Source organism: Candidatus Bodocaedibacter vickermanii (assembly GCF_014896945.1).
Lineage (GTDB): Bacteria > Pseudomonadota > Alphaproteobacteria > UBA6184 > UBA6184 > Bodonicaedibacter > Bodonicaedibacter vickermanii.
In genome coordinates this window covers 1,270,482-1,282,843 of sequence record NZ_CP054719.1, presented here as the reverse complement: position 1 = coordinate 1,282,843, position 12,362 = coordinate 1,270,482, and the positions used below count along the sequence as shown (strand labels likewise).

General features: G+C 40.8%; 12 protein-coding genes. 6 read left to right on the top strand and 6 right to left on the bottom strand.

The genetic code is table 11. From position 1 onward, the window contains the following. Window positions 1-143 precede the first annotated feature (143 nt). From secG to CPBP_RS05765, 5 genes are all read left to right on the top strand, one after another. Complete coding sequence (gene secG, locus CPBP_RS05785; RefSeq protein ID WP_350331912.1) at window positions 144-452, top strand: preprotein translocase subunit SecG; 309 nt, start codon at window positions 144-146, stop codon at window positions 450-452. A gap of 95 nt (window positions 453-547) precedes the next feature. Then, window positions 548-1,813, top strand: coding sequence for a phosphopyruvate hydratase (gene eno, locus CPBP_RS05780; protein WP_350331911.1), 1,266 nt, complete (start codon window positions 548-550; stop codon window positions 1,811-1,813). A gap of 99 nt (window positions 1,814-1,912) precedes the next feature. Further along, window positions 1,913-2,179 (top strand): flagellar biosynthetic protein FliQ, encoded by a 267-nt coding sequence (locus CPBP_RS05775; protein WP_350331910.1) that lies wholly within the window; start codon window positions 1,913-1,915, stop codon window positions 2,177-2,179. 321 nt (window positions 2,180-2,500) lie between these two features. After that, complete coding sequence (locus tag CPBP_RS05770) at window positions 2,501-2,623, top strand: hypothetical protein (protein WP_350331909.1); 123 nt, start codon at window positions 2,501-2,503, stop codon at window positions 2,621-2,623. A gap of 271 nt (window positions 2,624-2,894) precedes the next feature. Next, window positions 2,895-3,170 carry a hypothetical protein gene (locus CPBP_RS05765; RefSeq protein ID WP_350331908.1) on the top strand — a complete coding sequence of 92 codons (276 nt, stop codon included), beginning with the start codon at window positions 2,895-2,897 and terminating at the stop codon, window positions 3,168-3,170. A gap of 75 nt (window positions 3,171-3,245) precedes the next feature. Here CPBP_RS05765 and CPBP_RS05760 read toward each other — a convergent pair whose 3' ends face one another. The 6 genes from CPBP_RS05760 to CPBP_RS05735 all read right to left on the bottom strand — a co-directional run bounded on the left by CPBP_RS05760 (window position 3,246) and on the right by CPBP_RS05735 (window position 10,380). Continuing rightward, window positions 3,246-3,884: a hypothetical protein gene (locus tag CPBP_RS05760; protein WP_350331907.1), complete on the bottom strand. Its 639-nt coding sequence runs from the start codon at window positions 3,882-3,884 to the stop codon at window positions 3,246-3,248. Between the two features lie 1,191 nt (window positions 3,885-5,075). Next, complete coding sequence (locus tag CPBP_RS05755) at window positions 5,076-5,969, bottom strand: hypothetical protein (protein ID WP_350331906.1); 894 nt, start codon at window positions 5,967-5,969, stop codon at window positions 5,076-5,078. A gap of 83 nt (window positions 5,970-6,052) precedes the next feature. Further along, window positions 6,053-7,381 carry an RsmB/NOP family class I SAM-dependent RNA methyltransferase gene (locus CPBP_RS05750; RefSeq protein ID WP_350331905.1) on the bottom strand — a complete coding sequence of 443 codons (1,329 nt, stop codon included), beginning with the start codon at window positions 7,379-7,381 and terminating at the stop codon, window positions 6,053-6,055. Between the two features lie 69 nt (window positions 7,382-7,450). Then, a complete protein-coding gene (locus CPBP_RS05745; protein ID WP_350331904.1) occupies window positions 7,451-8,902 on the bottom strand; it encodes a hypothetical protein in 1,452 nt (483 codons plus the stop codon). Between the two features lie 95 nt (window positions 8,903-8,997). Continuing rightward, on the bottom strand, window positions 8,998-9,516 hold the full coding sequence (locus CPBP_RS05740; protein WP_350331903.1) for a J domain-containing protein: 519 nt from the start codon (window positions 9,514-9,516) through the stop codon (window positions 8,998-9,000). A 9-nt stretch (window positions 9,517-9,525) separates the two neighbouring features. Further along, window positions 9,526-10,380, bottom strand: a complete 855-nt coding sequence (locus CPBP_RS05735) for a division plane positioning ATPase MipZ (protein ID WP_350331902.1) — start codon at window positions 10,378-10,380, stop codon at window positions 9,526-9,528. A 58-nt stretch (window positions 10,381-10,438) separates the two neighbouring features. Here CPBP_RS05735 and CPBP_RS05730 point away from each other — a divergent pair, with 58 nt between their 5' ends. Then, window positions 10,439-11,380 carry an RluA family pseudouridine synthase gene (locus tag CPBP_RS05730; RefSeq protein ID WP_350331901.1) on the top strand — a complete coding sequence of 314 codons (942 nt, stop codon included), beginning with the start codon at window positions 10,439-10,441 and terminating at the stop codon, window positions 11,378-11,380. The last annotated feature ends 982 nt before the right edge of the window (window positions 11,381-12,362 follow it).

Genomic DNA, 12,362 nt, shown 5'->3' with positions numbered 1-12,362 from the left:
GAAAAACAACCTTGCAACATCAGAGATTTATTCCAATAATTAGCGACTCCGGAACACAACAAAGATTTTTTATTCTGCTAAACTGGACAAATTGATGGCAACTCTATATAATAGATCAGACTTTAAATTGAAAGGAAATACCCATGACTGCAGTTCTTATTACCCTGCACATTATTTTGGCTGTTTCGATGATTGGTATTATTTTGTTACAACGATCTGAAGGCGGCGGATTTGGATCCTCACAATCCACTGGATCATTTTTTTCAGTTCGTGGAAAGACAGACTTTTTAACTCGAACAACGGCTATCTTAGCAACAGCATTCATTGTGAACTGTTTTATTTTAGCCCTTCTTGCAAGCCAACCTAAACGCCCAATCGAAGTAGCCGAACAAGCACCTCACACCCCAACAAAGGTTGACAGCCCTGCTGTTCCTGCTACTCAAAAGCACTAATTATTAAGCGACATCCCGTATGTCGCTTTCTACTTTATACCTATAAAAAATAACGATAAACTATCACTGTTGTTAATATAATAAAGGATTCTTCCATGAAATATCTTATGATCGCAGACTATACCTTTCGACAAATCTTGGACTCTCGCGGCAATCCAACGATCGAAGCTGAAATTACATTAGAAGATGAAACTAAAGCAACGGCAGCTGTTCCCAGCGGCGCATCCACGGGAGCACACGAAGCTGTTGAAAAACGCGATCAAGATATTAATCGCTATGTAGGAAAAGGAGTTGAATCTGTTATTGAACACGCCAATGAAATCCTGTCTGATGAAATCATTGGATTCAACGTATTCGATCAACGTGGGTTGGATCAGCTATTGAACTCTCTTGACGGAACGGAACAAAAAGCTAACTTAGGTGCAAATGTTACATTGGCGATTAGCTTAGCCGCAGCAAAAGCCGCTGCCAGATCTTTAAAACTTCCATTATATCGCTATTTGGGTGGAACCAATGCCGCCCGCTTACCTGTCCCCATGATGAACATATTAAATGGTGGCGCTCACGCGGATAATGGATTAGATATCCAAGAATTCATGGTTATGCCTGTCGGAGCTCCCTCATTCTATGAAGGGTTGCGTTGGGGAACAGAAATTTACCATCACTTAAAAACCGTATTAAAATCTCAAAAGCTTTCAACGAATGTTGGGGATGAAGGCGGATTTGCTCCCAATATTCAAACCACTACAGAAGCGTTAGATCTTGTTACATTGGCCGTTGAAAAGGCTGGATACAAAGCAGGTCATGATATCGTTTTCGCATTAGATGTCGCCGCAACAGAACTGTACCGCGATGGCTTTTACCATATCGAGGGTCAACGCATAGACGGATCTCAACTTGTATCCTATTATCAAAACCTATGCAATCGATACCCCATAGCCTCCATCGAAGACGGCTGTGCAGAAGACGATTGGACATCATGGATTGAATTAACACGCACCTTAGGGGCAAGCACACAAATCGTGGGTGATGATTTATTTGTAACTAACCCAAAACGAATTGCTCAAGGTATTCAACAAAAAGCTGCCAACGCTCTGTTAGTTAAACCGAATCAAATTGGAACGCTTACCGAAACAATCGATGCAATTACCTTAGCGCAAACGAATGGATTTAAAACCATCATTTCTCATCGTTCTGGTGAAACCGATGATACAACCATCGCAGATATAGCCGTTGCATTCAACACAGGTCAAATCAAAACAGGAGCTCCCTGCCGTACGGATCGCGTTGCAAAATATAATCAATTATTGCGAATTGAAGAAGAATTAGGTGACACGTCCCTCTACATTCGCCCTTTCTAAATTGTAATGGAGGGGGAGACACAAATCTCCCCCGCGCGCTAACCTTAATACTTCATTAACTCTTTCTAACCTATACTTTATGATTAAAGAGAGGGTGTTATGGATATTATCGCACTAACAGAGTTGTTACGAAAAGCAGTCATGGTGATGATTAAAGCAGGCAGTCCACCAATGATCGCAGCGTTAGTTGTAGGATTAGTGATTTCAGTTCTTCAAGCAGTAACCCAAATTCAAGAGCAAAGCCTTGCATTTATCCCAAAGGTACTAGCCGTCTTTGTAACGTTAATTTTCTTATTTCCATATATGTTTTCTGTTCTTTCCGACCTAACCCATGAAATCTTTGATCTCGCCCTTAGGCTATCCTAGGCAACCTGAGGTTGCACCAGCGTGACGCTGGACCCGTTAAGCTAGATCCGATTCGCACATCGCAGAAATAATTTTTTATCTACCCCCTCATCGATTCGGTGGGGGTATCAAGTCGCTGTATTACCACCAGAAAGAGTTTATGAGCATGTTGAAACACTCGTAAACACGATTGCACCCTTTTTTAGTTTAGGGAAAGTTGTATAAAGATATTTTTATTTGATACTCATGTCGACTGTGTGATGCCTATAAAAGTAGCAGTTGTTGCGACCTATATCGTGTGCGATGTACTGCCGATCATTAACCCTAAATAGGAGCAATACAATGAGAGTAAAACTATTATTAAGTTGTGCGTTATTGACCAACCTGGTTGGAGTTTATGGAAGTGGGACAGAGGTGCCCAGACACAATGAAGAAGCAGCTGGTAGCCGGTTAGGCGAGTATTAAGTGCCCAGGGCTCTTTGAGAGAATTAAGCATTAATAATATAAATGATACGTTATTACTCGGAGGGTCGGAGGAGTTTTTGAACAGAATCAGCATTTAAAAAAACTATCGTTAACAGCGACCGTCCGTAAAAGTAAAGAAGTTGTAAACGCAGAAGATCCTAAAACGAAAACCGTATACACAACTTATTCATCACATCAATTTGATATTGATCCACAATTATTCCGACATTTAACTGAATTACGAGAACTAACCTTTGTTAATTTAGATTTTGTGCAAGTAGGGCTATTAAATATCCTTAAGCAACTAAGATCCTTAAAAATATTTAATTATTCTGTTTCAGGGTTAGACGATAAAGTTGCACAAAGTATACGGTCATTTGGAGATGAATGGAAATTCAGGGTTAATTTAGGTACGGCTAGTTCGAGGCATCTTGCTGGATATGATACTGCTACTGGACAGCTTGGTGCTAATAGGTTCTATCCACCCTCAACGTCACCTGAAGTTTTAGGGAACCAGGAAGTTAAAGATGAAGAAGATATAAAGTAATAATTGTATTTAACAAAAATATCCCCCCATACTTTCAGTATATTAAGTTCGGGGGATATATTATTGAAACTGCAGCTAATGCTTATTCGTTCCTTCGATATCAACTTTTGAAATATATGAGTTACTATCGTAGCCTGTCATACCGCTAAAATTTAACTCGATGCGATGACCGTGTACCATTAAGATACGAGTTGGAGTATTGTGCACAATAACTCCTCTGGGAGTTTGATCTGTAAATTTTTCAGGACGAATTCTCAGAGCAATCGCTGAATTCGTTTGATTAGGTTGTCCTGGATTTATGCAATTAAATTCTCCCACTTCATTGAAAGATAAAACAATTTCGTCTTGGACACTATTGTCTTCAAAGCTGGCATTACCACGATCAATTCCTAGGGTCATTTTTACTAATGCTTTGTTAAATTTATCCAACCCAAATCCTACTCCTCTAAATGTAAGGGTTAAAAAATATGAATCTCCTTCAATTTGTATAGGAATATTAAATTGTGCTGAGAGTGGTTCATCCTTAAAACGTATTGACGGAAAATTCACATTACCCTCAAGTGCAACTCGTGTAGTCGTTTTATGTTCTGATCTTACTATTTTTGTGGGAGTAGTTTGAGGGGATTTATTGTTTAATACTTCTGTAAAAAGTTGTGCTTCAGCGCCAAAGGTTGTTGATATTAATGCCGCCGTAAATAATAGTTTTTTTACCATGGATTTTATTCTTATTATTGTTTGTTTTGTTCGTAGTATGTAACTAAAATATCTAACTTTAGGTAAAGATTCAATTTTATAGTTCAGGTGCAGATTTGATAATCACATCCGATACGTTCTAACACGGATTACATAAAACAACTTTGCAACAGTTAGGAATTTATTCAAGTACCCCCATTGAGTCCAGCATCACGCTGGTAACACGTACCGTTGCACCAGGGATGATCCCTGGACCCTATAGGTAGATCCGATGCGCAAAAACACGGATTATAGCTAAACGCAAATAAAATGGATATATTTTAGCGAATCGAATCATTAATTCATCCAATGATCAAGGTTACCTACTTAAGACACATATAACCACTTTATGTGAATCATGCTATAAGAAAAAGCGTCGCCGTTAACCTGGGGTTAATAAAGGTTAAGATTGAATTAATGCGATTTTTTTTACCACCCCCCGCCCTAGTCACCCTCAGTGACCTTCGGGTGGGGGGACAAAACCCACTCCCTAAATCGAGACTAAATAGACGAAACAATCCGTCATTTCTTCACGAAGCGATGGGCAAAAAACAATAATATATTAGAGCTCTAAACTTACAATACCTCATAAAAGTTAACAAAAGATTGACAAAACAAACTTTTTTGGCAGCCTGAGGCTGCACCCATTAGATTATATCCGATGCGCAAAAACACGGATTACACAGCAGCCTGAGGTTACACCCATTAGGTAATGATGTTTGTAATAATTGAAATCCGTGCCAGACCACACTCGATCTAACTCATCGGGTGCAGCAGCATGCTGCCAACTGTATCAGCTCTCTCATTTATGCCGACCTCTGCTTCTATGCGGCTCAGCAAATCGCAGTGCGATTTGCTAGCGGCAATTGCCGCTCTGGCGCGTAAAGCGCCCTTGAGCCGCCAGCATGACGCTGGACTCAACAGATTAGATCCGATGCGCAAAAACACGGATTATAAAAGCAACGCTATAAGCCGAAATCATCACACTGGATCCATACGATTTTTTCACATTATGTGCCGGCGCTGCCGGCGCAGGTTTGCTCCTGTCAACGTGCCATTGCACCAGGGATGATCCCTGGATCCATTAGGTAATACGGTTGAAAAAAAATTACAATCCGTGTCAGAACGCATCGGATCTAATCTATTGGATGCAACCTCAGGTTGCCAGGTTGCCTATTTTGTTGCGCGAATAATTCTTTCTAATCTGGATGTCACAGGGTTTATTCGAGTGCTTAAGACTACATTCTTAAATCCCGTTGCCTCTAATGCTGGTTTCTCAACAGTTTCAAAACGCAACATCACAGCACGCGCTAATACTTCTCGCGTGACTGGGGCAATATACGGAGCAAACTTAGATGACCAGCCTTGTAATAAAAACAACCTTAATTGGCTAGCCAGGTATGTTATATCTTTTTGTGTTGAAATACGAATCGTTGCCCTAGACGTTATGCTATCCCACTCAACTTTATCGCTTGTGTTATCTAAAACATATCGCGATGGATTCCACCATGCCCAAAAATTTAACCACCATTTTGACCAAGCTCGAACATTCGCACTCCATGCCATTGTATCAAAAAAAGATACTCTTCCTTCAGTGCAGCAACCTCCTACCACATGTAACTTTATGTCTGGGATAAACAGAAACTCCACTGTGGAACCAGGGTTGAGCACGGCATAATCTGCTGTTAAAACCTCTTGTGTAAATCGTTTCAGAGATATCTCATCTCCATCACGTTCTGAATAATAAATTTTTAAGTCGAGGCTAACCACTAAAGTTCCAACCACTTTTGGAGATTGAAGCTCAATTTCCACTACTAAAGTTTGCGGTTGATCAACCTGATCTTCTTTAACTGCATCAGATTGATCCACCTCTGGCAATAATAATTGCATTAGGGAATCTGCTGCCGCTCCAGCCTGTGGCCCTGCTTGTGGGGTCGTATGAGGCTCAACATATCCAGGTTTTATCTGTTCATCACAATCGTCAAAATCGCTAGACGGGCTAAGCACAGCTGCAAATGTTGATGAAAGGCACGCCACATAACTGAATAGAATATATAGTTTTTTCATTATTATTCCTTATGCTTAACTGATGATTAACATCACTAATACAAGCTTAGTATGAAAAAACTATTAAGTCCTGTCTATATTTTTTATACAGCCGATATTCGACGCAGTCGTGCAACAAAGAATCCATCCGTCCGATATGTGTGCGGTCGTATGTTTAACATCTCGTGGATTACACCATTAAATTCAATGGTTTCCAACTTAAAGTCTGGATGGCTTTCCAGAAAGCGATTCACTTGATGTTGGTTTTCGCTGGATACAATCGAACAGGTCGCATACACTAAACAGCCACCTTGTTTCACTAGGAAACTGGCTTCATTCAATATCTTTGCTTGAATTTCGATTAGCTCATCCAGTTCTTTCTGTGACAGTCTGAATCTAGCATCTGGATTACGACGCCACGTCCCAGTTCCAGAACAGGGCGCATCGATTAATACCGTATCGGCTTTTTCAGTCAGTGCAAGCACAGCTTCATCGCCCTCAGGTGTTTCTAAAACGATCTTTTGCTGAACGTTAAATACACCTGCTTTACGCAGGCGTTCATTGGATTTTTCAAGACGCCAGCTGGCTGTATCGCACAGAATCAGCTTACCTTTGTTATTCATCATCATGGCCATCGCAAGGCTTTTACCGCCAGCACCTGCACAATAATCAACCACCGTTGTGTTTGGCTTGGCATTGGTCACCTGACATAGGATCTGGGACCCCTCATCCTGAATTTCAACTAAACCTGTCTTGTATGCGTCTAAGGTATTTAGGTTAAAGCGTTTTTGAATGCGAATTCCCCACGAAGAATGTGGCGTTGGAAGGGCATCCACACCGATAGAATTAAAGGTCATCAAGATGCTGTCTCTATCAGCTTTAAGCGTATTGACTCGCAAGTCAACCGTCGCTGGATAATTCAGTGACGACAACATCGCTTTGCCTTCGGCATCGCCTTCCAAAATAATGTCATAGATCCATTTTGGAGTATTCAATCGAATATGTTCAGGCATCAAGTCATGATGCAAGGGATCTTTACCATAGGTTGGCTGTTTCCAAATGGTTTCAATCATTTGGCGTTCAATGCGCTCTAACTGGCGAACGCCATATTTTTCACCTGTGAACAATTCATGAATTTCACCGGGAGATTTCTTGCGCACCAAACTTAAATAAATGGCCAATACTTTAATCGCATAGGGCTCTTCTGCTTCGATACAGGGTTTTTTCATTCCCCATTCAGCCCACCATTCTAAAATTAACTTATGGCGAAACACTTCATAACATAGCCATGATATTTGTTGGCGATCTTTTGATCCAATAAATCGACGATCCCTGAAATACTGGTTCAGAATATGATCAAATGGCTTGTGACGCGTTATTTTCCACTCGTTAATAACGTCCACGACGGATTGTAGATGTGCTGATTGTTGCATGATACCCCTAAGTACTGTGAATCACACCCTATAATAAACCGCGAAAAAGCGCAAGTATGATTCACGTTTCTATTTAACCGCAGATGTCAGTTCTTTTAATTTCGCCAGTAATCGAGCTCTAAGCTCTTGCTCAAATTTAGATTGCACTGCTGCGTTTGGATTTTTGAAATATCGAATTCTGAAAGCATTGGGTTTACTTAGATCATCGACTTGAACGATCTTATCCATCATTCTTGGATAAGCTGCTGCAGCAACAATATCCGTACAGGATGCCAAACGCCCATCAGCTGCTGCTGCAGTTACACGTTTGTACGCAGCCATATCTTGTGTCATCATTAACGCTGCCCAATATACAAATGAATATATGCCACAGCTATTTGAAAGCGCATCTGCATCTTGAATACCAGTTCGAACATTACTGCCTGCCGTAAACGTAATTGCAGTAGCACCCTTATGTGTATTTAATGCCTTAACCAACTCAGGTTGGATGTATACATATGGATCATACTTTGAATCACCCACAAAGGCGCCCATGGTGTTAATCATATGAACTTTTCCATCATGTTCAATCACAACCACTGTATAGTGCCCGCTACCTGCTCCACCGATCTGAACAATCGTTGCATATAATTTTTGTCCTTTTGCAAATGCCCCTAACGCCTGATGCAGCAACTTGTTTTTTAGCTGTTGTACTTGTGGAATTGTAACCGCATGCGTAGTCGTATTATAATTTGCAATCGTAAACAGCCCAAAATTTTCTAAATCAGAAATATAAATTTCTGGATGTTCAATCACAAACCCATACATTAGTTCAAGAACAGCTGTAGACATTAACTCTGAATGATTCACATCCCTATCAAAGAACAAGGCTTGTGGAGACTCTTCAGCAGCAGTAGCAATTTTCCATCGTTCCTGCAACCCTAAATACATTCGTGTATATCGTCCTTTATTATCCGAAGATGAGGAAGTTGCAGACGAAGCAGCCATAGTTCCAGCCTCTGTAGCAGCAAGTGAGCCGGCACGTGCGCTTAGCGTGTCCATTACACTAGGGCGTGTGGAAACGGCAGCGGACGTTGATGCTGCCTCCGCTGCCGCTAACCTTGCATCTGCTTGTTCCCGTTGAAACTTAGCCTCTTGCCTTAATCTGTCAATTTCAGATTCTGCTTTGTGTGCAAAATACTGTGTATTTGTCTGCGTCTTAGACCATTCCAACACTGCAATAGCCTGTTCGAAACAGCTTAATCCTTCAATCATTTTTGTAGCAAATAATATGTTAAACCATAAAGCATCAGGTTGCATCGTATAGTCTGCATACAACTTTGCTGCAGCTTTAGGATTACCCGCTCTTGTGAGTTCACCTGCTCTTGACACTATTTCAACAATAGATGTAGAACTGTTGGGAACTTTACAATCTTTGGCAGCAGATGTTTCAGTCCCATCAAGTACAGGAGCTGCTGCAAAAGTTTCACCTGCTATCAGACCGGCAGTGGATAATAATAGAGTTTTTAATAAAGGGTACATAGTCATTTTCCTAACGATCAGAATATAATATCGTATTAATAGGAATATGTTTATTGCTGTCAAGTAAATTGCAAAAATGATTTACTATTTATTCATTAGTGAGATTCAAAGCGTGCCATCAACGTATCACGCGCCACATTAAGTTTGGCAGCATGTTCTGCTGATCCACCTTTATCTGGATGGTGCTTTAACATTAATTTACGATAAGCACTTTTGATCTGTATCGGCGTTGCATCAACACTAACTCCCAGTAAAGATGCAGCCTCTTGCATTGACATAGCATTTTTGGAAGGAGAGCGAAATGATTCGCGATCTTGATAATTCTGATGAGACTGTTGTTGCTTTCTCATTTGTTCAAAAAAATCTTTCATTGCTTCATCCGAAGCCCCATGAAATCGCCCCCGAATCCGGGTTGAAGGAAAAAAGAAAAACGGAACAAAGAAAAGAAATAAAAACAGGATTCCAAACGTCACAATAGAAAAAAGTGACAGCGCAACAATAAATAACGCTGCCACCATTAAACTTCGTATTAAAGATGACCGACCTGGTTTTTCTGTGTTATGCGCCAACAGCACAAACAAATAAATAAAAATTAATACTAAAAATCCCAGCATATCATTCGCTTATCCAATCGTTTCTAATTTTTGTTGCAAATGCGGCAATTGTAACATATTCAAAATGGCTCTAATTTCTTGACGTGCCGCAATGTGCGACATGCTTAAAGGAATGCCGACTTCTTGAAGATCCAACAACGTTAAGCCTTGCACAAACAACTCACGGAAAATCACACGCTCAGAAAACCCAGTAACTAAGCGATATCCAACGCGCTTTGAAAGTGCCGTTAGAATCTTATGCATTTCCTCTTTGTTTTTTGCGTACAAATTCGTTAAACGGTTTCGCATCACAATCCAGTCGATGGGTTGTTTATCACGCATTAATCGGTTCTTTTTTTGTTCCCAAATCATTTCAGAATATACGCTGGGTCTTAAATTATTCGGGTCATTTGAATTCAATCGCACCAACATATCCAAATCGATAAAACTGTCATTTAATGGCGTAATTACTGTGTCTGCATAGGAGTGTGCTATACGTGAAAAATACGTATCGTTACCAGGCGTATCAATTACTATGAAGTCGCAATCCGACAAATCTGATAATGCCTGTGCGAAACGTTCTTTTTCGTCCTGTTCATTTTTCTTTACATCGTCCGAATCTGATTTCTGCAGCGCGATGTGAACAGGAATGGGTAAACGTTCTTTATTCGTTTGATTATATCGAATACGATTTTCAATGTATCTGGACACTGTTCCTTGTCGAGCATCCACATCAATACATCCAACTTTAAAGTCTAATCTTAGCAAATAAATCATCACATGCATTGCAGCTGTAGACTTACCTGTACCACCTTTTTCATTTCCAAAAACAATAATATATGGTTTCTTAATATTAGACATAATTTCCCGATCAAATTTTTTCATTTACAAATATTTTTATCACAGGCATGATCACTTGTAAATTTTTAAGTCAAAAGAGCTCATGGATCGCGAATTAATTATTGGTGCAAGTGACCAAGATCAAACACTTCAACGTTGGTTAAAGAAACAATTTCCAAATGTACCATTTAGCCAATGGCAAAAATGGTTGCGTACTGGACAAGTTCGTTACGATGGAAAACGCGCAAAAGGAAACGAGATCCTTGTATTAGGTCAAAAAGTACGTATTCCTCCTTTTGCTGCGCAGTTCAGTGAACAAGAGATTCCTGAAACACCTAAGGGCCAGCTGTCGTACACGCCATCTCAATCAGAACTGGAAGCGTTTAAAGCCACTATCATTTTCGAAAATGATGATTTCATAGTCTTAAATAAACCCGCTGGTTTAGCCGTTCAAGGTGGATCCACCATCAAAAAACATGTGGATGGTTTAGTCAGAGCCTTATACCCAGACAATCCCCCAAAACTTGTTCATCGATTGGATCGTGAAACAAGCGGATTATTAATGCTGGCAAAAACGCATTTAATGGCGCAAAAGCTAACAAAGGCCTTTTCCCATCATATTATTCAAAAAGAATATTGGGCTGTAACTGAAGGCATTCCATTAAAGCTTAAAGGCAATCTGATCACTCAACTTGAAAAAGGGTGGGATAAAGATATGGAAAAAATGCGCGTTGCGTCTGCAACCTCGGATGCAAAACCCAGTGAAACGTCATATCAGGTTATAGCTAAAAACAATGCAAAGAAAAAAGCATTGCTATCGCTAGTCCCTCACACAGGGCGCACCCACCAATTGCGCGTGCACAGCGAATATTTGGGCTGCCCCATTTTAGGAGACCGTAAATACAATCCTAAAACAGAATCACGCCAGTTGCACCTGCATGCACATCAACTAACGTTACCCCCAGAATTTGGTGGGTATGTATTTACAGCCGATGTTCCAATCTATTTTTATGAAACGATGAAACTGTATAAGTTGGCAACCTGAGGTTGCACCAGGGATGATCCCTGGACCCGATATGTTGGTCTTATGTGATTTGAGATATGGCAATCTGAGGTTGCATCCATTGGGATGGATTGAGTGTGGTTTGAACATAGATAATAAATGTGAGACTGTTGAAGACAGTTTGGGAAGAGAGAGAGAGAGAGAGAGAGAGAGAGAGAGAGAGAGAGAGATTTTTGACCCAGCTTTGACCCATTTCGGGCGCAGGAGGGGTAAGGGTGAAAAATGATTTTGAGATATTTTGTTGAAGAGTGTGTTTTAGTTCCTTGTTGTTGTTTGAAAGCGCTGTGTGTAAGGTTTTCAAAGTTAAGTTATATAAAATCCGTGTCAGACCACATCGGATCTAAGCAACGTGACGTTGCATCCATTAGCGTGATGCGGTTTGTAAAGTTACAATCCGTGTCAGACCAGATGTTTAAAACCGAGAGAATCCCCAGTAACCCGCACGTGCAAAAAGAACCCCATTTCTTACACGAATGGGGAAAGGCGGACTTTATTGATAGGCTAAAGTCGGTGTTTTACGAGCCCGTCGGCTCTAGGGGTTGTTTACAGGGCTGTATCTACTGATCGGGTAGTTGAGCGCCTGTACTGGGGATTCGGTTCGGCATGTCGTCTTTGAGTGGTTCAAAGACGTAGAACGAAAAGAGGCTACCCAGGTTTTTGGGTAGCCTCTTCGCAATTCTAGCTATTAGTATACAAAACGTTTTCGGAAAGTCAAGAAAATTATTCTTTTTCGTGTTGGGGATCGCGCCCCCCTGAAGTGGGGCCCACCCACAAAAAATTACTCAGAGCGTGTCCACCCCCCGCCACCGCGACGCAATACAATTGGTATCTTTCAAAAAATCGTTTTGAAAAATTTACGCGTCATCCCAGGGATACCATCCCTTTTCAGACTAGGGCATATTTCGCACAGCGCTGTGCTACTTTATGTCCAAAATCGCCATTGCGTATCAGATGCACCCACAAT

What these genes read in the sequence shown, in the direction of transcription:
- secG (WP_350331912.1), top strand. Translation starts at nt 144, where the DNA reads ATGACTGCAGTTCTTATTACCCTGCACATTATTTTGGCTGTTTCGATG.
- eno (WP_350331911.1), top strand. Translation starts at nt 548, where the DNA reads ATGAAATATCTTATGATCGCAGACTATACCTTTCGACAAATCTTGGAC.
- CPBP_RS05775 (WP_350331910.1), top strand. Translation starts at nt 1,913, where the DNA reads ATGGATATTATCGCACTAACAGAGTTGTTACGAAAAGCAGTCATGGTG.
- CPBP_RS05770 (WP_350331909.1), top strand. Translation starts at nt 2,501, where the DNA reads ATGAGAGTAAAACTATTATTAAGTTGTGCGTTATTGACCAACCTGGTT.
- CPBP_RS05760 (WP_350331907.1), bottom strand. Translation starts at nt 3,884, where the DNA reads ATGGTAAAAAAACTATTATTTACGGCGGCATTAATATCAACAACCTTT.
- CPBP_RS05755 (WP_350331906.1), bottom strand. Translation starts at nt 5,969, where the DNA reads ATGAAAAAACTATATATTCTATTCAGTTATGTGGCGTGCCTTTCATCA.
- CPBP_RS05750 (WP_350331905.1), bottom strand. Translation starts at nt 7,381, where the DNA reads ATGCAACAATCAGCACATCTACAATCCGTCGTGGACGTTATTAACGAG.
- CPBP_RS05745 (WP_350331904.1), bottom strand. Translation starts at nt 8,902, where the DNA reads ATGTACCCTTTATTAAAAACTCTATTATTATCCACTGCCGGTCTGATA.
- CPBP_RS05740 (WP_350331903.1), bottom strand. Translation starts at nt 9,516, where the DNA reads ATGCTGGGATTTTTAGTATTAATTTTTATTTATTTGTTTGTGCTGTTG.
- CPBP_RS05735 (WP_350331902.1), bottom strand. Translation starts at nt 10,380, where the DNA reads ATGAAAAAATTTGATCGGGAAATTATGTCTAATATTAAGAAACCATAT.
- CPBP_RS05730 (WP_350331901.1), top strand. Translation starts at nt 10,439, where the DNA reads ATGGATCGCGAATTAATTATTGGTGCAAGTGACCAAGATCAAACACTT.